Raw genomic sequence first — 21770 nt, 5'->3', positions numbered from 1 at the left:
AGGAGGTGAACTCATGAATTTAACTTATCTTAGATCTTTCTATACAACAGTTAAGTGTAATAGTATTTCTAAAGCTGCGAAACAATTGCATTTAACTCAACCAGGAGTTAGTATGCAAATTCAAAAACTTGAAAATGATATAAATTTTAAACTTTTAAATAGAAGTAATATAGGAGTAAGTTTAACAAGTGCTGGTGAAATAATCTTTGAATTTGCTGAATCAATGTTATCCATAGAAGATAACTTACAAAAAAAATTAGATGAATTAAAAAATATTAATTCAAAACTTATTATTTCTTGTTGTAAAAGTTTAGGTGAGCATGTAATGCCTTGCAGTATATATACATTTAAAGAAATTCATTATAAGACTGATATCTCTATGGAAATAGATAATACCTCAGATATATTAAAAAAATTAACTAATCATGAAACAAATATAGGCATTATTCAAGGTAAACCTAGTGATTGTAAAAACTTAGAACTTATTCCATTGATGACTGATAATCTAGTTTTAGTTGGTGGTAGAAATACTTCATTTAAATCAGTAAATGTTGAAGAACTTTATAAACTTCCTTTAATAACAAGAGAAGATGGATCAGCTAATAAATTATTGGTAGAATCAAGCTTAAAGAAAAATAAAATTAATATAGATAATCTTAATTTTGTTTTATCACTTAATTCTCCTCAATCAATAAAATCTTCTGTATCTTTTGGACAAGGATATTCATTTTTACCTGCAATTTCTTTAAACCATGAATTGAGAAGTGGTGAATTAAAGAAAATCGATATAAATGATTTAAGACTTCCTTTCCAATACTATATTGCACTTAGAAAAAACTATAAATTAGATTATTATGAACAAAAGTTTGTAGATTTTCTAACCTCAAAAAAAAGATGCTTTTGCTATTAAATAAAAACATCTTTTCAGATAAATAAAAAAGTTACACCATTATTTAAAGGAACTTATAGTATTATTAGGCATAATTCTTAATTATTAAAAGATATTTATCATAAAATTGTGTAAACTATGTAAAAAGATATATTTAAAATCATATTTTTTATTATTTAATTATAAAAAGTCAAGGCAAGTTTAATTTAGCTTACCTTGACTTTTATTTGATTCCTTATTCATCTGCCAACTTAAAATCATCTAACTCTAAAGTTAAATACATATAGTTTCCCTCTGATATAATTTCTCCATGTTTAACTCTTAATTCTTTTTTAAAAAGTGGACCACCTATAACTGTTGTATGAAATTCACCTGCTTCACCACAAGGATCAACTCCTCTTTCTTCTAACTCTTTAATATAATCAAAAGTAAGAATCCTTCCAAGGTCTTCTTTTTTCATTCCTTTACTTAGGTTAACAGTAACAATTTTTGTTACAAAGCCTAAATTTATAAACTCTTCCACTACTTCTTTATGATTCTTTCTCCAAAGTGGCATACCTAGTCCAAGTCCAACATCACTAGTAACCCTTTCATGCCAACATTCCTCTTCTGGAACATCAATATCCCCTGTAACAAGCACTTCTGCCCCTAAATCTTTTGCTTCTTTTAATTTCTTAACAAAAATTTTTTCATAGTCCTCCCAATTTGTAGCTGCTGTAAACAAAGGTAATCCAATAGCCTCTGCTTGTGCTTTTAATACAGATGGAAATAAACTATGTGCTCTTGATCTCTTTCCATCTTCCTCCATCATTACAATTATCCCTATAGCTGTTCCTTCTTGCATAGCTTTATATAAAGCTAAAGTACTATCTTTACCCCCACTATATGATGCTACAAACTTTTTATTCTTTGCACCATTACTCCATTTTTTCATACTTTACTAATGCTACTAAAAAAATATATTATCTATTAAGTAGCTTCTCCTTCCTTATAAAAAAATAGTTTTTTAATTTAAATTTTCTCTAAACTCAAATTTTCTTCAAGTATAAAACCTATCTTTATTAATCATCACTACATACGCAGAAGGAGTTTTGAACTTCTATGTACTCTTCAGGAGTTAAGGAAAGTATGTATTTATCAAAATGATCTTCATTACAAAAATATCCTACTTTATTTTCTATATAATTTTCTTTTGGTTCTTTCTCTAAATCTTTTCCACAATATAAACATTTTTTCATTTTTCTCTCTCCTTTTTATATCTCATGTATTTCATAGCCTATTTATATATCATGCATTTCATAACCTAATTCTGTATTTTACTTAATTTATACATAAATACTTTATAAAAATATAATAATAAAATTTATTTTGATACATTCCATATAATTTTTCCTATATGTAAATTATTGCACAATTACACTACATATTTCTATATTCCTATAAAAAATTATTAATTAAATCCTATACTAATTGCCTGTATAAATATATTTTTAATTTCTAATCACTTTTACCTCTTTGCTAAATCTAATTTCTTCATTACAAATACTAACAAAAAAAACACCTAAGCCCTTTACAATAAGCTTAAGTGTTACTAATATTTATTAGTCCTAAATTCTATTTTTATAATATGACATTAAATATTCTAAATAACCTGAATCTTCATTTTCTTGCTCTTTTATTATTTTAAAACCATGTTTCTTATAAAACTCAACTGCCTTTTTATTATCTTTATAAACAGCTAATTCTATATTTTCATATCTATTTTTAATGTATTCAATTAAGCTTTTTCCTATTCCACTTCCTTGGCTTTTAGTATCAACAAATAATGCACCAATAAATCCATCATTAATTATGCTTATAAAACCATGTATTCCTTTTTTATCACAAAAAACAAATGTTTCAGCCATTGGAATATAAAGATCCTTTACGATATTATAATTTTTCTTCCAATATTTTTTCCCAATGAAATTATGTGCTTCTATGGTACTTTCTAGCCAAATTTTCATAATACAATCTATTTCACATTCTTTTAATTTTCTAATTCCCACAAATATTTTCCTCTTTACTCTATAAATAATTACATGTAAATTATTTAAATTTTATGCTAGGACAACTTGATTTTTAATTTAATCGCATCCACAATCTCCACCATCACTATCACATCCACAGTCTGAATCACAATTTCCCCATGAATCATCACACCCATAGTCATCCCAAAAGTCATTGCAATTATCACTATCGTAATTATCTACAGAATAGTTACTAGAAGATATGTTATTTCCTCCTAATGATAACTGTATAACCTTTGCAATTAAAGCTGACACTACAAACACAAATATAACCCCAGCAATTTCATTCATAAGAATCCCCCCCTTTTTATACTCTATATTATTATATTACAAAAAAATTATTTGTATATTCAACACCTTATTTCCAAAACCTTCTAATCATTAATTTATCAATAGATAAATCTCCCCAAAATCTTTTTATTAACTTACATAAAACACAATCAATATTTACTGAATACTGTTTTTTAGGATTTTTAGTAGATATTATTTTTGATACAACCTTTGCTACCTTAATTGGTTGTGGTGCATTATTAATCAATTTAGTAGCACTTCTTTTAAACATATAAAACTCTTTCTTATAAAATTTTGCATTTTTTGTTTTAGATGCCTTATCATTTTATCCTTCTACTAAAAATATTAATATATAAGTCTAAAACCTTACTAAAAATCACCTTTAATACCCCTATTACTTACTTCATATAATGAAATTATTTTTCCTATAACAACAAGTTCTATCCCTATAAACTAAAAAACCAATAAATGAATTTATTAAAGCTCTCTAATTTTATATTCTAATACACCCAAGAAAAAATTTAATTTTATTTATAAACCATTGTCCTAAATTAGGATATTCATGTCTAATTAATTCTTCTATCTCTTCTCCAGATGTACCTAATGGAATCAAATTTGATCCTTCAGTTATATTTCCTATGGCTATATTGGCTTTTGCATAATCTCCTATAGCTATATCTGATGCTATTGCACTTGCACCTATTGAATATTTTCCTACAGCTATTGCACCAATTGAAAAACCGCCTAATGAAATAGTACCTATTGAAAGTAAAAATCCGATTGCTAAAAGTGCAATACTGATTAACCCTATTGATAAAAATCCCAAACTAAAAATTCCAAGAGAAACAAAACCTATAGATATAATTCCACAAGATATATTTCCTATAGCAATTATCCCCTTTGCCTTTCTCAATCCTCTTCCCAAGTTAATATGAACAACAGGTACCCCACATATGTTTTTTTTACTCTTGTATTCATATTCTAAGGAATATTTATTATTAAAGTGAATAATCAACTGTGTTTCTTTATTCTCTAAGTTTTCTCCATCTTGTTTCCCTGTATTACCTATTTCTTTTCCTTGACTCCCCTCAAATTCGTAAGTTTCTTTAACTAGATAATCTATTGTAACATTGTATAATTCAGAAAGTATTATTAGCTTGTTTAGATCTGGTACTGATTGACCTGATTCCCATTTTGAAACGGCTTGTCTTGATATACCTAATTTCTCTGCTAAATCTTCTTGGAATAATCCTTCTCGTTTTCTCATTAATTGTAATTTTTCAGCTAACTTCATATTTTTCACCTCCGTGGAAAACTATACAAAATTTATATATATTGGTCTACCAACCAACAATTTCTTTTTGTCAACTATTAGTTGCATCCCTTTATTCATCAGCTTTCAGCTATAAATTATAATTAATAGAAATATTCTTAATTATAATATTTATGGTCACTATTATACTTGCTATTTTTTAGCTTTAATATTATTCTCAGGAAAATTTTACAAAATATTATTTTCTCTTAAGTTATTAATTAAAATATTAAACATTATAATTGAACGACTAAAAAGGCATGTATCAAAATAAAATCCCTTAAAACTTACATGCATTCTAAAGCTCATCTAATAACTATTAGAAATAGTTGTAGGTTTTATTATATTTTGATACACGCCTATTTTGTTTACTTTTTTACTCTCATTTTATTTACTTTTTATAGATTAATTCACCTGAGTAAATTTTATTTGTTCTAATTCCTGGTTTGATTTCTCCATTTATTGAGAAGATATTATCTCCATCTAATATTAAAGCTTCTCCACATGGAGCATTAAATGGTACATCTCCAATTGACTTCCACTCATTATTTTTTGAATTATAAATTAGTACTTTTGTATTCCAAGCAAAATCTTGAGGATCTCTTCCAAAATACTCTTTCTTGAACTCAGCTAGACTTTCATCTTTTAATGTATTTAAATTTTTTACAGCATCATCATAAACTGCTTTATTAAATCCACCTATAACAAGCATTTCATCTTCATTTAATTTAACTGAATTAGCACCTAAAAGTGAAATTTCTTCATTTCCTATCTTAACATCAGCTACTTGAGTCCATGAATTATCCTTAATGCTATATTTATAACCATCTGTGTAAGCAATCTTATCTCCACCACTAAATACATATATATCATCACCTAATAATTGAGCAACAGCTTGATTTCTAGTAGGTTCTCCTGGTATTTCCTTTAATTCTTCTGTTTTTCCTGTTTCAACATTAAATTTATAAACCTTATTACTAGCTTTTCCATCTTGTTTTCCAAGTCCTAAATAAATATCTTTATCTTTTTTAACAGCAAAGCCATCACTAAATGTAAAAGGTAAATCTCCAATATGCTTTAAACCAATTTTACCTTTTTCATCGGTTGTAATAAGAGAAACATTATTTCCTTCTTCTTTATTAGGGCTTCCACCTACATAATAAATTCCTTCCTCAGTAGTTATTGAACTTCCATAACCTATTTCATAATCCAATGTTGTATGATCTACTTGCTTTAAACTTCCATTTTCATTTTTTAATACATATATATCAGGATAAAGCTTTTTAGCTCCTCCTTTTGCTACTGGCTCCTCTGGGAAGTTTGCTCCACCTCCAACAACTATATAATCTTTTGTTTTACCATAAAGTAACCCTGCTGTTCCTATATTTTTACTTTGACCTTTTTGAGCCTCTAACTCTCCATCAACAGTCCACTTAATTGAAGTAATTTCTTTATTTTTATTACTCCCCTCTGAAGGCTTATTTCCACATCCAGCTAAAACTAATGGTAATGCAAGTAGTACCCCATACTTCCATATCTTTTTCATAATCTGTTACCCCTTTCAAACCATAAAATAATATTTTTAATAATTTCTTATTTATTAGTAGTTCCACTCTCTAAATATTTTAAATTCATTTCAATATAAGACATTTCTTCACTTGGTGTACCCTCATATAATAATCCAATATTTCCATTGCTTAATTCTGTTAAGCAAGAATAAGCATAATAACCTGGTTTAACTAATTTATTATATTTCCAATCAAATTCATATTTAGGTTCACCATTTTCGTATGTTCCAACTTGATTAATCAATCCAATTCTCACAGTACCATTTGATCTACTTCTTGCATTTGGATTTGAGAAAATAACAGCATCCTTTCCATCTACCTTTTGACTATAATTTATAACACTTAGTTGGCAATATGGCTCTAAAACATTAATATCTTTCTCTACTGTTTCATCCCAAGTAGCTCCCCCATCAAAACTTGTAGCAATATTTAAATATCCACTTAAATTTCTCATAAATAATTTTAGTTGACCGTTTGGCATTTCTACTACTTGACATTCAGTTAATTGAGGTGCATCATCTGATAAGGTTTTAGAATTTATTATCTTTCCATTTTCTAATTTTCTATTATCATTTGGAGATTCTCCTATTGTCCAATTCTTACCACTATCATCACTATATATTACAGCACTAGATTGTTTACCTTTTTCATTTGTATAGTAAACAGGAACTACTATTCTTCCTTTATGTTCTCCATTTTTTATTTGTATTCCTCTACCTGGAGCTATTCCTAAAAACTTCATCCAATCCTTTTTAACTTGGAAATTAATATTTTGTGGCTCACTCCAAGTCTTTCCATCATCATCACTATATACAAGATTTATATAGCTTGTCCCTTTTGCCTTTAAAGGTGCTGTACTAGAATTTATATTATCTATCTTAGTTCCATTTTTAAATAAATCTCCTAAAGCATTTGTTGTATATTCCGTTTTATTGCCATCTTTGTCATATACTATATTTTCTCTTACAGTAAATTCTTTACCTGATGAATCGTAAAGACATAAATATTCTTTTCCATCAATATTTTTAAATCCACTTCCTAATCCAGCATTCCAAAAACCATATTTTGAAGGGAAATGAGTTACTAACAAGAATATTCTTCCTGTTTCATCATCTTGAATTAAAGTTGTATCTATAACAGAGGATTTGTCAGGATAGTCCATTATTATTTGTCCTTCATCCCAAGTTTCCCCTCCATCTTCGCTTCTTCTAACTGCTGTATCTATATCATTGTTAGGAGCATCAGCCCCACCATGTCTTCTTGCATCTATTGAAGCTATTAAAGTTCCTTCTTTTGTTTTAAATAAGGCCGGTATTCTGTAATTACTAGAATTTAAAAATCCTGGATGAAATAAATCAACTGGCTCTGTCTTTACAGCTCCCTCTACAAGAACTTCTTCTTTAGCTTTTGTCTCTCCAGTCTTACTAAGTAAATAATCATCGCCTAAAGGTTCATTATATATATTCATAAAACCTATATTGCCCTTAAAATTATATTCATTAGATTGTCCATATCTATTAGTTTTTCCAATAAAAGCACTATCTAAATTTTCTATATTATTTAAAAACTTTGTATTTGTATCTTTAACTTCTTTTATCATTTTTCCATTAAGGAAGAGCTTATAACCTTTGTTTTTTTCAATCTTTAAGGCGACAGTATTATCACCATCATTTAAAGCAACGTCTTTATACATATGTACTAGATTTTCAGTTCCACTTTGTGTATTTCCCTCATTTTTTTGATTTCTAAGCTCAAAACCAACTCTTGAATTAGTAACATAAAAATTAAAATATCCATTTTTAGTTTTGCTATTACTTATTCCTAATAAGCTTTGTATTTTAGAATCTTTAGAATTAAATCTTACAACAATAGTACCTTCATCTAAATTTTTATATTTTTCTAAATCATAAGTAATATTAGAAGCATTTGAACTTTCTAAATTTATATCCTTATATTCTCCTAGTGAACTTAAATTTTCACTATTATTTACTTTAATCTCATACCCACTATTATTTTTCCCTGAGTCTAAAGTACTTCCTTTAACCAATACATAATTACCACCACTTATAACCATAGCAGCTGTTAAAATTAAAGTTATCCCTTTGTAATTCATTTTACATCCTCCCATAAATAATTTTTTATTATTTTGAAATAGTATTAATTTAAAATACTATGACATACGAAGTAAAATTTTTATTATTGTATTTATAACTTTGGATTTATAATATAGAATATTTTAAATGCTTCTTTTAGTAGAATTTTGCCTTAATTTGAAAAAAGATTTTTTACTCTTAGCTCTCCTTAAATCTTTTATGAATATACTTCTTGAAATGCAACGATTAAAATTTGAATACTAAAATATTTCATTTTTATGAAAAGTATTTTCAAAATAAGAATAATCTGAAAATATTTTTCTTATATTTAACATTGTAATCCTTTTCTAAAAAAATTTCAATATAATAAAGATATTTTTATGGTAACTTTTTCTATAAAATTTTCTTATTCTTTCTTACTATTCTTTAATTATTGTTATCTAAATTTTATTTCAAAATACTTATCATCTGACTTTAACACTATTCAAACAAATATTCTTGTATTTAAACCAATAAAATAATCCTTAACTCTAAATAAAAAGAAAATTATTTTCGCAAATAAAATTTATTGAAAATAATTTTCTTAAAACTTGAAGGTATTTTTTTAATTAGTTTTAACTTTTAGCTACTTTTACAAAATCATAATAAATAAGCTTATTTTAAATACTCTAAGTGTACTAATTTTTTAAATAATATATTTTATTTCACTCATTGGAAAATATTTATCTATTATTTCCATAAAAAACTCTTTTATCTCAAGTATATCTTCTTTTTTATAAACATATTTTCCATAACCAAATTGACCATATTTAAAAGTCCTCTTTTCATCATCCATAGGCAATTTATTATCTGGAAATATATCCATTATTATATTTTTAGCCCTTGTAGTATACCTATGGGAAATAACCTCAAAAGTTAATTTGTGTTTTAAATCCCTTGGTAATTTTTCTTTTAAATCCTTTAATAAGTTATCATAATCCTCTTTCCATCCCTCATATATAAATACCGGAGCAATTATAAATCCTAATGGATAATTAGCCTTAGCTATTTTCACACTGGCATTTATTCTTTCACAAAGAGATGCTGTTCTTCTCTCATAATTATTTATTACAAAATCAGTATTTATAGTAAACCTTACTTCTGTTTTGCCATTATGATCTAAACCTAATAATGAATCAACATCTGTATATTTTGTTACAAATCTAAATCTTGCAAAATCATTATTTGCAAAAAATTCTATTGCTCTCTTTAAGGAATTTGTATATGGCTCAACTGGTATAGGATCAGATGTGGCTGAACCTTCAAATATGGTGATATTAGGTTTTCTTTCATCAATATATTTCTGAGCTTGATTTAATATATCCTCTACATTAACATTTATTTTTACATAAGGTTTATCCCCTAAATTAGTATTTAAATAACAATATTGACAATTGCCAACACAGCCACTTAGTAATGGTAATTGCCAATGTGCTGATGGTTTACAAGACTGAAATTTTCCTACTCTCTTAACTCCAACTACAATTGTACTCTTTCCTTCTTTGTAAAATTCCTTTATATCATCTCCAGGTATATTTTGCTTTATTCTGTTATTTTTAAGCTCAATAATCTCTATATCTTTATATTCCTTAAAATAATTATAGATATTTCTTCCCATTTCATAATTTAATGAGTTTTTCTCAAATAAAATTCTTTTTGGCTTAAACATAAACATTATCTCCATTCATAATACTTTTTAATTTACTAAATATAAATAAAAAAATAATAGTAGTAAACACTACTATTATTCTTAATTTTAAGATATAAAATGTATTATATTTTATATGCTATATAGAAAATTTATATATAAAGTAAATACTATTAATTGTATTAAAATAAAAAAGAGTTGCTTTAACACAACTCTTTAATTAATTCTATAATCCTATAACTTCTTTTATTTGATGCATAACTCCATCTTCATCATTATTTTTATGAGTTATAAATCTTGAAACCTTCTTTAAATCTTCATGAGCATTTTCCATTGCATAACTATGATAAGCACTTTCCATCATTTCTAAATCATTTAAATAATCTCCAAATACCATAGTTTCTTTAAAGTCTATTCCTAAAAGATCTTGAATTTCTTTTATTGCCACTCCTTTATTAACTCCCCCAGCAGTTATATCTAACCATATATCACCTGAAACAGTTACTTGAAGTTCATCTCTATACTTATCGAAATATTTATTACTATTTTCTTCTGAACCATTAAAATCACACATAGTAACTTTTAAAACTGTATCATCAACTTTCTCTAAATCATCTACTATTTCGCATCTTTCATAGTACTTTCTAACTTCACCTAAGAATCTTTCATCACTACTTTCAACATATGCTGAATTCTTTCCACATAAAACTACATTTGAATTTTCTATAGTTCTTCCTATTCTTATAAGTTCATTAGCTAATTCCCTATCTAATCCATTAACAACAAGCTCTTTTCCTTTATAAACAACGAAAGTTCCATTTTCAGCAATAAATAGCATGTCCTCTTTTATATCATTAAACTCTTTAGCTAAAGTATAATATTGTCTTCCACTTGCAGCTGCAAAAAGTATATTTCTTTTCTTTAGTTCCTCAAATACATCATAGAATTCTGGACTTAACTCTTTCTTACTATTTAATAAAGTTCCATCCATATCTGTTGCTATAAATTTTATCATATATATATATCCTCCTAAGTAAAAGTATAAATTAAAGTTAATTTTATGTTCAATTCTATATATTTAATATAAATTGTAAAATAATTTATTTAAAATAATCAAAGTATAAAATTAGATGTAAAGTATTAAGTCCTAGTATATTATAGAAATATTTCTTTCTTTTAAAAGCTTTAAAATTTCTTCATTAGGCTTTTTATCACTTATTATAAAGTCAATATCATCACATTTAGCAAATTCACAAACACCATCAGTATAAAACTTTTCATTTTCAGCAACTAAATAAGTTTTTAAGCTAGATTTAATTATAGCATTTTTCATACTAGCTTCTTCTAAGTTAAAGTTACTTATGAAGTCTTCTACTAAATTTATTCCTCCAACCCCTACAAACGCCTTATGAAATCTATAACTTTTAACATCCTCTATAGCTTTACTTCCTATAGTTCCCCCTAAGTTTTTATTATAAATACCACCAATACAAATTACATCTATAGATGGATGTGAATCAAAAAGTATTGCTATCCTATTCATATTTGTCACTACAATTAACTGCTTTTTTGTATTTAAAAGCATACTAGCAATTGAATAATTCGTTGTTGATGCATCTAAAAATATAAAATCTCCATCTTTAATTTCATTTAATGCTAATTTTGCTATAATGTCCTTTTCATCTAAGTTTTTTATTAATCTAGGTATTATATTATCATCATGAACAGTTTGTCTTTCTAATATAGCCCCACCATAAGTTCTTTTTAGCAATCCTTCTTGCTCAAGTTTTTGTAGATCTTTTCTGATCATTCCTTCAGTAACATTAAATCTAACACTTAAATCTTTAACTAAAACTTTTCCATCCCTTTTTAATATTCTTAAAATTTCTTCTAATCTTTCTTCCATAAACATTATAGTATACCGCTACTCCTTTACACTTAAGTAACCCCTTACTAATAAGAACAATCTTTTATTATTTAATATCTTTTATTATCATTTATTCTTATTTATTATTATATTCTTTTATTTTCAAAAAAGCAATAATGAATAAAAACCTCCGTTGAAATAACTCCTTAAATCAACGAAGGTTTAAATTAATCTATATAAATAATAATAAACTAACTGCCATAACAACCATTCCTGCAATTAGACCATATATGGCCAAATGATGCTCCCCGTACTTTCTTGCTGTTGGCAATAATTCATCTAAAGATATAAAAACCATTATTCCAGCCACTGCTGATAATAATATTCCCAAAGTTATATCATTAAAAATATTTCTTAGTAAAGTATATCCTATTATTGCTCCTATTGGTTCTGACATACCTGATAAGAAAGAATATAAAAAAGCTTTCTTCTTATCTCCAGTAGCATAGAAAATAGGAACCGATACTGATATTCCTTCTGGTATGTTGTGAATTGCTATAGCAATAGTTATTGGAATTGCTAAGCTTGCTCCTTCTAGTGCAGAAACAAAGGTAGCTAATCCTTCTGGGAAATTGTGTATTGCTATAGCTAAAGCCGTAACTATTCCTGTTCTCATAAGAGTTTTATCTTTAATATCTGCTTTGTCCTCTTTATTTTCACCCTTATATTCCTCAATTTCATTTTCCACTTCTTCAACACTTCTAACCTCATGAGGATTTTCTTCTTCAGGTACAAATTTATCTATTAAAGCAATTATTGCTATACCAGCAAAAAATGAAATAACAGTAATCCAATTTCCCTCCTTAATACCCATAGCCCCAACAAGGGATTCCTTAGCTGTTTGAAACATTTCTATCATTGAAACATAAATCATAACTCCAGCAGAAAACCCTAAACTTACACACAAAAACTTTTTATTAGTCTTCTTTGCAAAAAAAGCTATGCAACTGCCTATTCCTGTAGCTAATCCCGCCAACAAAGTTAATAGAAAAGCCATAAGTACATTATTCATATTATCTCCTCCTTTCATAATTATTCCGTAATCAATTGATAATTATTTTCAATTATAAACTATAACTCTGCATTTGTCCACTTATTTAATTACTCTCTCCATAAAACCTTATTTAAGATACTATATGCAAAAAAATAAAAAGAAGGAATTTTATCAAGACTTTATTATAAAGTAGATATAATTCCTTCTTTTATTATTTATACGTGAATTTTTCCACTGTCTTCTATTTCTTCTTCATCTATTTTTATACCTTTTTTGCTTAATCTCTTATTAGTAACACTTCCAAATACGCAGTATATAACAGCAGCTGTTGGAACTCCTACTAACATTCCAATAAATCCAAAGGCACTACCACCAATCATAATTGCAAGCATTACCCATAAGGATGATAATCCTACAGATCCTCCTACAACTCTTGGATAAATTAAATCCCCTTCAATTCTTTGAAGACATAATATAAATACAATAAACCAAAATGCTTTAATAGGATTTATTATAAATATTAAGAAAAATGAAGGTATTGTTCCTATAAAAGCTCCTAAAATAGGAATTAAACTTGTTGTACCAACAAGAACACTTATTAAGAAAGCATATGGCATTCTTAATAATAACATACCTAAAAAGCATAAAGTACCTATTATCAGTGCTTCGGTACATTGGCCAATAATAAAACCTGAAAACACTCTATTGGTAGTTTGTCCAATCTCTAATATTTTATCTGCTATATCTCCTCTAAGATATGCATACATAACTTTTTTTATTTGACATATTAATTTTTCTTTGCTTGAAAGCATGTATATAGCTAATACAAAAGCTAAACAAAAATCAATTATAGCTGTTGTTACATCAACTGTTAAACCAACAAGGTAAGATGCAAGTCCACCAAATAAATGAGTAACTGTTTTTAATATTTCTTGCCAAGCATTCATAACTTGATCCCAAACTTTACTTAAAAGTACTGTGGAATCAGCATAATTATTCATATTAACTTCAAATGATTTTAAATAACTAGGAATACTTTCTGTAAGTTTAACTACACTTGAAGTTAGTTGAGGAACAACAAATAGGATTATAGCACTTATGGCTCCAACTAAAACTATTATTGTTACTGTAATAGCTAAAGGTCTTTTTGAACTTCTAACCCATGATTTCTTACTATGTTCTAAATTTCCAAATAACTTTCTCTCAAAAAACTTCATAGGTATATTTAATACAAAAGCTATCGCTATACCTAAAATTAATGGTTTAATAAGACTTGTAATATAACCTACGCCTCCAAAAATTGTAGAGTATTTCATAAATACAAAAGCTAAAACTATAGCATAGGTAACAACTATTAGGGCACCTTTTAACTTTTTATCATTAAAAAACATATTTTCACTTCCTTATTTTAAGATATTTTTCATCTTTTCTAAAAAAATAATTTTATTATTAATGAAAATAACTTACTTCTACTTAAATATACCATATTGTTAATTTTTTGTTAATAATATTTCTTTTATAATTAATAAAATATGTACTTCTCTATTTTCCTGTATTCTTTAAATATGTTTTTATAAATAAATTTGGCAAATATGCAGCCATCTTCATATAAGTGTACATGCTTCTTCCATATCTATTTGTTTTAATAGTTGCTTTTTTTAAGTACTTTTTAACATTTTTATTTTTAAGAATACTTAAAGTATCTTCCTTTGTTTCACTATTCAAATATCCTAATATTTGATACATAATATGCTCACTAGTAAATTCTTTTTCTATAGCTTCTTTCAACTTTTTATCTAATTTATTTTCATCAATAAATTTAGCTACATCCTCCATTGATTCTACTACAGTTATATTCTTATATATGTCTGGATTATTAGTTAAGGAATCTCCCCTTTGACAATAAAATACTAAACTGTCTTCTATTCCTCTAACCTTTTTTGAACTTAAAAGTGCCTTAAATATAAAATTTAGATCCTCTGCTCCATGAGCGCCTTCTAAAAATCTAAGATTATTTTTATTTAAGAACTCCTTATTATATACAAGACTTCCAGTCCAAAGTCTTATTTTATTATCTTTATAAGCATTAAAGACTTCTTCACCTGATTTTATTTTTCCAAACTCAAAGTTTTGAGCTATATTCACATTTACACTGTCATCCTCTTTGATTCTTTTATAATCAAAAAATACTATATCAGGTTCATTAAACATATTTCTTTCTAAAATCTGAACTAAATTATTCTCTGCAAAATCATCTGAATCTAAAAATAAGATATATTTTCCTCTTGAATAATTAATCCCAATATTTCTAGCAACACTCTGCCCTCTATTTTCTTCACATCTAATTACTCTATGATCTATTTTAAAGTTTTCTAAACAGGCTTCACTTACTTCACATGTATTATCTGTTGAACCATCATCAATAACTATTACTTCAAAATTATTTGATGTTTGTCTTGATAAAAACATAAGATTTTTTTCAATATACTTTTCTGAATTATATGCAGGAATTACTATACTTAAAAACTTATCACTCATTAATGCCATCTCACTTCAACTCCATTATAGTTTTTAAATTAAGCTTATAAATAGTTTTAAAATTTAAATTAAAATATTTCTTATTTTATTAGTAGCATAATCAATTGCAACTTCTGTATTTCCATTATTTTTTCCTCCACCTTGAGCTGCAAACTGATTTCCACCACCTCTTCCATCAATTAAAGTTATGGTATCTTTTAATATATCACTCATATTAACTTTTTTCATATCTTTAGAACTATTGAAAATTAAATTTACTCTATCTCCATTTTTCACTGCAAATAAAACTATTGCTTCATATTCCTCAGTTATTTTATTAGCTAACTTACCTATATGTTTTGTATCCTCACCATCAAAAATTTCATTAACTAAAGTTATACTTCCTATTCTTTCTGATTTATTTAACATCTCTTTTATCTTGTAATCACCTATTTCAGCTTTAACTTTTCTGTTTTCATCTGCAAGATTTTTATTATTTTCTAAAAGATTCTTAACAGCGTTTAAAGTATCACCTTCTCCTGATTTTAGAATCTTGCATATTTCTCCTAAAATTTCATCCTTAGTGAAAAAGTCAGATACAGCTCTATTTCCAGCTACATATTCTATTCTTGTAGCATTTTTATGCTTTTCCCATCTTCTTATCTTTATGACTTGAAGATCTCTAGTATTTCTTGGATGAACTCCACAACAAGCATTTAAATCTAATCCTACAATTTCAACAATTCTTATTTCTTCATCAGTTTTAGGCAATGCTCTTCTAGTTTTTACTTTCTTTAATTCTTTTTTGCTTGGAGCATAACTTTTTACTTCTAAATTCTCAAATATTAATCTATTTGCCTCTTTTTCAGCTTCTCTTATAGTTTTTTCATCTAAAAAACCTACAATATCAACTGTACTTATTTCTTTTCCTAAATGAAATCCACAAGTATTGGCACCAAATAAATCATAAAAGCATCCTGAAAGTAAATGCTGCCCTAAATGTTGTTGCATTCCATCAAATCTTCTTTCCCAATCTAATTCACATTGTAGATTTTTTAATTTTTTAGGTTCTTTTTCAAGAATATGATATACTTTTCCTTCTTCTTCATAAACATCAAGCACTTTAATTCCATCAATAAGTCCTAAATCTCCCATCTGTCCTCCCCCTCCTGGGAAAAAGGCAGTTTGGTCTAAAAGAACATGAAATTTCCCATCAATTTCTTTAACCTCAATTATTTCCCCTTTAAACTCCTTTATATATTGATCTTCATAATAAAGTTTTGTCATTTTATATCAACACCTCAATTGTCTTCTTAATAATAAGAGCTTAAACTCAACTTTTATAAAAATTAGCTCTAAAATAAATTATATCATTTATTTATTAAATTAAAACTTATAAATATTTACTAAATTCAAACTTCTAAACTTAAAAATTAATAATTATATTAATTCATAAAATTATCAAAAGCCAGAGAATTTTAAAAACTCTCTGGCCTATTTAATAAAATTATTTTAAATCTATTTTAATACTCTCCCCACATAGCTCATAATTGCTTCTATCTGAAAATACAACGGTATAATTATTTCCTACTAATTCTTCTTTGAAATCTATATAGAACTCATTTCCACTTACATACTTAATATTCTCTGTATATCCCCCCTCTTTACTTCCTATAGGTTCAATTTTCTCTCCAGTTTCATTATTTATAATATAACTAGGTGCTCCATAGATTGAATACTTAGATTCATAATATAATCTTGTTCCCTTTTCAACACTTTCTATTTTTTTAATTTTAGAATAAATTTCTCCATTATCTAATTTAATCTCTGTTTCTCCATTTAAATTTAATTTTTCTTTAAATTCCTTAGGGAAAGTAACTTCATTAGAATCATCTTTCTTATTCATATTCTCTCTTTGAATATATGGAATTATAGTTAAACTCTTACTATCATCATAGACCTCTTTAAAACTATAACTAGTGAATAACTTAGAATTTTCATTTTTTTCAATATCTCCAATTCCAGTACCACTTTTTGAATATAAGTATCTTCCTTTATCATCAAAAATAACAAAACTTAAGTTGTTATAATCATGTAAATCCCTTGTTTCTGTAACTTGCAGAACTGTATTTATAGGAGTTTTTATTAATTTATTTAATTCTACACCCTTTAATTCTTCTCCTAAATCTATGTTAAGATTTTGTTCTTTTATATTTTCTTTAACTAACTCATCACTTATAGGTATATTAAAATTCCAATTTCCCTCTACCTTAACATTCTCTGTAATATTTCCTAAACTACTTATGTTTATGTTTAAATCAAAATTATTAGGAATTTTTATATCTCCTCCCAATATATTTTTCTTAAGCTCTTCTGGAGCAAACTTTTCACTAGCTATAGAATAATTTTTAACACCAATATAGGTGAAATCATCTAGCTTTTCCCCTTCTCCTCTACTCCCAGAACTTATAAAATTATTATTTATTCCTAACTTAACATCTAATAAATCTAGTCCATCTTCTAAAGGCTTATCTGATTGAATAGTATAAAAAACTGCTAAATCTAAGGTGTCATAAACAATTTTATTTATTGTAACCCTATACCCATTACTTTCTTTAGTAATATTTAAATCTGAAGCATATTTATCATAATTTTCATATGTCATACTATCAAACCTCTCAAATATTTTCCCCAAAACAGGAATATTTTGTGCATATGTTGGCATTGTCACTCCCAAAATAATAGTTCCTGCTATACAAGCTGCACATATGCCTGAAGCTTTTTTATAATTTCTTTTTCTCTTTCCTAAATTATTTATGGTGTCATCTATTTTTTTATTAATTTCCTCTGGTACTTTCATATTTTCCATTTTTAATCTATTTCTAATATCTTTATCAAATAAATCATCATTATTTTTCATTAATTAACCCTCCATAAAATAAGTTGATTAAAATTTAGTCTAATCTATTAAATAGCTATTTTTAAATACAATTATGTTATATAAAATCTCTAAGCTTTTCCCTTGCCCTAGCTAGTCTTGATCTTACTGTTCCTTCAGCTATATTTAACATTTCTGATATCTCTTTAGTAGACATATCTTCAAAATAATATAATACTGTAGTTATTCTTAAATCCTCACTTAATGAATTAACTACAGATGTTAACTCAATATTTCCATAGTCATCACTGTAAGACTCTTCATTTTCTAACTTATCTAAAAATATGGTCTTTTTATTTCTTCTTAATATCAAATTACACTCATTTATTAAAATCCTTATTATCCAACTTTTAAAGAATTCATCCTTTTTTAAAGTTCCTATCTTCTCATAAGATTTTATTATTGTATTCTGAATTGCATCTTCTATGTCTTCCTTATTATTTAAAATTCCTCTAGCAACCCTATAGATACTTAATCTATTCTCATCTATAAGACTTAAAAAGGCATCCTTATCTCCTTTCTTTGCTTGAGAAACCATTGAAGTTTTTCTATATTCTAAAAATGATAATAACTCCACAACTTTCCTCCTAAACTTTAATAACTTAGCTAAGCTTTATACTTATTAGATGGTTTAATTAATAAAAATGCTCCCTAAAAAAATACTTTTTTTATAATTATGAAACTTAAATCAATAAAAAAAGATAAAACTTACAAATATATTCTTAGAATTATTGAAATTCACTAAGAAATTATAAGTTTTATCTTTATATTTTAATTCATTTCTTTATATTCTAGTAATTTTGATCGTACTGAAGTCTATATCTAAACTTTTCTAATTTATAGTTTCCATCCTTATCTAGTTCTTTAAGATTATATTTATGATTAAATCCCATTTTCTTATAAAAATCACAAGCCATAGTTGATGATTTAACTTCAATTCTTCTTGCTCTTATATAATATTCATCCTTTTCTAGAGCTTCCATAATTTTTTTACCTATTCCCTTACCTTGAAATTCTGGTAGAACAAATATAGGTAATAATATACTTTCATCTTCTTCACCTAAAAAACTAACTATTGCTCCACAACCAACTATTTTATTTTTTAAAACTGCTACATATATATGTGAGTTTTTTGCTATATGAAAAATTTTATTATCTTTATAATGAGAAGCTAAAATTCTCATATCATCTTTTGAATAACCTTTTACATTTACATCCCCAAAATTTCTTTCAATAATTTTAGAAACTTCTCCCCCTTCTTTTTCCTCAAATCTTCGTATTTTTAAATCCTCCATTAAACAATTCACCTTACTTCCTAAATTAATAATTACCCTAAAATATATTAATTGAGTTTTTTAACCTACTTTAAGACTATACTTATCTTAGATTTATTTTTAATATTAAACTGTTAATAAAGTTAAGAAAACTCACTTTTAATATCTAATCCAATGTAAATTTATCATTTTTAGATAAATTTACGAACTTCTCTCTTATGATAAAATTTATTATACACCTTTTCTCTTTATTGTAAACATTATGAAACTAATAGTTTCATGCTACAAATTGAGTATTCATGCCAAATTCATTAACACATCTTATCAAAGATAATAATTTATTTATTTAAAGCTATAACAATAAAAATCTTTATAATATTTAAGCTATAAATTTAACTGAATTGCTTTATCATTTATTAAAAGTTTATTCACATTTTTAATATTTTCTTAATCTCTTAAGACAATTTTTCTGTTAAAATTTATCAAAAGATACTTAAAAAGGAGGGTTCATTATGAAGGTTATAATTTTTTATACAAAAACTGGTGGTGGACATTTATCTGCTTGTAAATCATTAGAGGAAAGTCTAAACTCAATGAATATACCTGTAGTAACTTTAGACTCTCTAGAATTTGCAGGTCATCTTGTATCTAAAGAAATATGTTCTGCTTATAATTATATAGTTAAATCTGTTCCTGAACTTTTTGGTGCTCTTTATAATGCCGGCGAAAAGATTAGTGATCATAATAAAAAATCTATAATTTATAAATTAAATTCTTTTTATGCCGACAATATATTAACAGTCTTAGAAGAAGAACAACCTGATATAATAATCTCAACTCATATCTTTGCTACTCAAAGTCTTAGTTATTTAAAGCAGAAAAACAAAGTAAAAGCTTTAACAGCATCAATAGTAACTGATTATACTTGTGCACCATTTTGGGAAGAAACTGATTTAGATTATTATTTCTTACCACATAAAGATTTAATAAAAGAATTTAAAGATAAAGGTTTAGACTCCTCAAAACTAATAGCTTTTGGATTACCTATTGATTCTAAATTTAAAGTAAAGACTCCTAAAGAAAAAGCTAAATTTAACTTAGGTCTTGAAAAAGACAAACCTCATATTTTAATAATGGGTGGAAGTATGGGAGCAGGCTCAGTTAAAGATACTACACTTTATATAAGTAAGCATCTTAAAGAATGTAATATAACAACTATATGTGGAAACAATAAAGAATTATTTAAAGAAATATCTGAAATAAAAAAATCAAGCCCTAAAATTCATGTACTTCAATTTACTAATGAGATGAATGAACTTATGGATTCTGCTGATATATTAATAACTAAACCAGGTGGCTTAACCTCTACAGAAGCCATGAATAAGTCACTTCCAATAATAATGATTAATCCTATTCCAGGAGTTGAAAGTGCAAATTGCAACTTTTTTATGAAGCATAACTTAGGCATTAAATCTAACTCACTTCATGAAACTTTAAAAGTTTGTGAAAAACTTATTTCTGATAAAAAATTCTATGAAGAAATCGTATCGTCTCAAAAACTTAATTCTAATATAAATGCTGCAGATGATATATGTAAATTTTTAATAACAAAATACCATGAAATTCAATACAACAGTGACAATAATAGTCTTTGACTCCTTGAAAAAATTATTGTAAACTTATAAATAAAATCTAAGAATACAGGTGGTTCTATTGGCATTTATTATTTTAGGAATATATATTTTAATAAATATAGTTTTACTTCATGGGACAAAAAAAGCTAGAAAAGGTAAGAAGACCGTAACTATAAAAATAATGAGCCTTATTTCTATAATTATGTTCATATTGTCATTGCTAATACTTTTATTTGGTGGTATGTCTTATTTACATCATAAGAACATGCTAAATTTAATAATCTCAATTATTTATTTCTTTATTCTAGTTTTTATATCTTACAAATTAATATGTTTTTATGTAACTGAAGATACTATAATCTATGGATATAATTGCTATAAGTTTAAAGATATACACAAAATAGAAATTGAAAAGGTTAAAAATAAGTTTACTATAACAATATACATAAAAGGAGCCAATCCATTATATTTTAAGCTAGATTATATAAAAAAGAAAAAGCTTTTAAATGCTCTTCACGGTAAGGTTCTATGTATAAATTTATAAACAAAAGACTATCTAAACACACTACAAATATTA

21 protein-coding genes are annotated in these 21770 nt (G+C 26.2%); 3 read left to right on the top strand and 18 right to left on the bottom strand.

Going from position 1 to position 21770, the window contains the following annotated elements; translation table 11 throughout:
* Window positions 1-13: 13 nt before the first annotated feature.
* Window positions 14-910 carry a LysR substrate-binding domain-containing protein gene (locus ACYUCG_RS00775; RefSeq protein ID WP_460267859.1) on the top strand — a complete coding sequence of 299 codons (897 nt, stop codon included), beginning with the start codon at window positions 14-16 and terminating at the stop codon, window positions 908-910.
* 214 nt (window positions 911-1124) lie between these two features.
* Here the strand turns inward: ACYUCG_RS00775 and ACYUCG_RS00770 are convergent, their stop codons facing one another.
* From ACYUCG_RS00770 to ACYUCG_RS00685, 18 genes are all read right to left on the bottom strand, one after another.
* Window positions 1125-1823 (bottom strand): Dph6-related ATP pyrophosphatase, encoded by a 699-nt coding sequence (locus ACYUCG_RS00770; protein WP_460267858.1) that lies wholly within the window; start codon window positions 1821-1823, stop codon window positions 1125-1127.
* Between the two features lie 127 nt (window positions 1824-1950).
* A complete protein-coding gene (locus ACYUCG_RS00765; RefSeq protein ID WP_003477030.1) occupies window positions 1951-2127 on the bottom strand; it encodes a hypothetical protein in 177 nt (58 codons plus the stop codon).
* 369 nt (window positions 2128-2496) lie between these two features.
* Window positions 2497-2937, bottom strand: coding sequence for an N-acetyltransferase (locus ACYUCG_RS00760; protein WP_283691686.1), 441 nt, complete (start codon window positions 2935-2937; stop codon window positions 2497-2499).
* A gap of 78 nt (window positions 2938-3015) precedes the next feature.
* Entirely contained in the window at window positions 3016-3249 is a 234-nt protein-coding gene (locus tag ACYUCG_RS00755) for a hypothetical protein (protein ID WP_283691687.1), read from the bottom strand.
* 67 nt (window positions 3250-3316) lie between these two features.
* Window positions 3317-3520, bottom strand: coding sequence for a hypothetical protein (locus tag ACYUCG_RS00750; RefSeq protein WP_283691688.1), 204 nt, complete (start codon window positions 3518-3520; stop codon window positions 3317-3319).
* Between the two features lie 222 nt (window positions 3521-3742).
* Window positions 3743-4543 (bottom strand): helix-turn-helix domain-containing protein, encoded by an 801-nt coding sequence (locus ACYUCG_RS00745; RefSeq protein ID WP_460267857.1) that lies wholly within the window; start codon window positions 4541-4543, stop codon window positions 3743-3745.
* A 409-nt stretch (window positions 4544-4952) separates the two neighbouring features.
* Window positions 4953-6107: a cyclically-permuted mutarotase family protein gene (locus tag ACYUCG_RS00740; protein WP_460267856.1), complete on the bottom strand. Its 1155-nt coding sequence runs from the start codon at window positions 6105-6107 to the stop codon at window positions 4953-4955.
* A 47-nt stretch (window positions 6108-6154) separates the two neighbouring features.
* Window positions 6155-8242, bottom strand: coding sequence for an exo-alpha-sialidase NanI (nanI, locus tag ACYUCG_RS00735; protein ID WP_460267855.1), 2088 nt, complete (start codon window positions 8240-8242; stop codon window positions 6155-6157).
* A 665-nt stretch (window positions 8243-8907) separates the two neighbouring features.
* On the bottom strand, window positions 8908-9930 hold the full coding sequence (splB, locus tag ACYUCG_RS00730) for a spore photoproduct lyase (RefSeq protein ID WP_460267854.1): 1023 nt from the start codon (window positions 9928-9930) through the stop codon (window positions 8908-8910).
* Window positions 9931-10135: 205 nt separating this feature from the next.
* The gene (locus tag ACYUCG_RS00725) at window positions 10136-10924 is read right to left on the bottom strand and encodes an HAD family hydrolase (protein WP_003457026.1); all 789 of its coding nucleotides are present in this window, start codon (window positions 10922-10924) and stop codon (window positions 10136-10138) included.
* Between the two features lie 132 nt (window positions 10925-11056).
* On the bottom strand, window positions 11057-11821 hold the full coding sequence (locus ACYUCG_RS00720) for a DeoR/GlpR family DNA-binding transcription regulator (protein WP_460267853.1): 765 nt from the start codon (window positions 11819-11821) through the stop codon (window positions 11057-11059).
* Between the two features lie 187 nt (window positions 11822-12008).
* Complete coding sequence (gene zupT / locus ACYUCG_RS00715; protein ID WP_283704074.1) at window positions 12009-12848, bottom strand: zinc transporter ZupT; 840 nt, start codon at window positions 12846-12848, stop codon at window positions 12009-12011.
* Window positions 12849-13045: 197 nt separating this feature from the next.
* Window positions 13046-14221, bottom strand: a complete 1176-nt coding sequence (locus ACYUCG_RS00710; RefSeq protein ID WP_060794536.1) for an AI-2E family transporter — start codon at window positions 14219-14221, stop codon at window positions 13046-13048.
* A gap of 151 nt (window positions 14222-14372) precedes the next feature.
* The gene (locus tag ACYUCG_RS00705) at window positions 14373-15377 is read right to left on the bottom strand and encodes a glycosyltransferase family 2 protein (RefSeq protein WP_139932948.1); all 1005 of its coding nucleotides are present in this window, start codon (window positions 15375-15377) and stop codon (window positions 14373-14375) included.
* A gap of 54 nt (window positions 15378-15431) precedes the next feature.
* Window positions 15432-16634 carry an alanyl-tRNA editing protein gene (locus ACYUCG_RS00700; protein ID WP_460267852.1) on the bottom strand — a complete coding sequence of 401 codons (1203 nt, stop codon included), beginning with the start codon at window positions 16632-16634 and terminating at the stop codon, window positions 15432-15434.
* Window positions 16635-16854: 220 nt separating this feature from the next.
* Window positions 16855-18267, bottom strand: coding sequence for a DUF4179 domain-containing protein (locus tag ACYUCG_RS00695; RefSeq protein WP_460267851.1), 1413 nt, complete (start codon window positions 18265-18267; stop codon window positions 16855-16857).
* A gap of 76 nt (window positions 18268-18343) precedes the next feature.
* Window positions 18344-18862 carry an RNA polymerase sigma factor gene (locus ACYUCG_RS00690; RefSeq protein WP_240297771.1) on the bottom strand — a complete coding sequence of 173 codons (519 nt, stop codon included), beginning with the start codon at window positions 18860-18862 and terminating at the stop codon, window positions 18344-18346.
* Between the two features lie 214 nt (window positions 18863-19076).
* Window positions 19077-19580 carry a GNAT family N-acetyltransferase gene (locus ACYUCG_RS00685; protein WP_060797031.1) on the bottom strand — a complete coding sequence of 168 codons (504 nt, stop codon included), beginning with the start codon at window positions 19578-19580 and terminating at the stop codon, window positions 19077-19079.
* 491 nt (window positions 19581-20071) lie between these two features.
* On the opposite strand from ACYUCG_RS00685, the gene ACYUCG_RS00680 reads away from it, so the two are divergent.
* Both ACYUCG_RS00680 and ACYUCG_RS00675 read left to right on the top strand, forming a co-directional pair.
* Entirely contained in the window at window positions 20072-21214 is a 1143-nt protein-coding gene (locus ACYUCG_RS00680; protein ID WP_460267850.1) for an MGDG synthase family glycosyltransferase, read from the top strand.
* 49 nt (window positions 21215-21263) lie between these two features.
* The gene (locus ACYUCG_RS00675) at window positions 21264-21737 is read left to right on the top strand and encodes a hypothetical protein (protein WP_460267849.1); all 474 of its coding nucleotides are present in this window, start codon (window positions 21264-21266) and stop codon (window positions 21735-21737) included.
* Window positions 21738-21770: the final 33 nt, after the last annotated feature.

Source organism: Clostridium sp. CTA-17 (genome assembly GCF_054767895.1).
The sequence above is the reverse complement of the archived record's forward strand: the minus strand, read 5'-3'. Positions and strand labels throughout refer to the sequence as shown.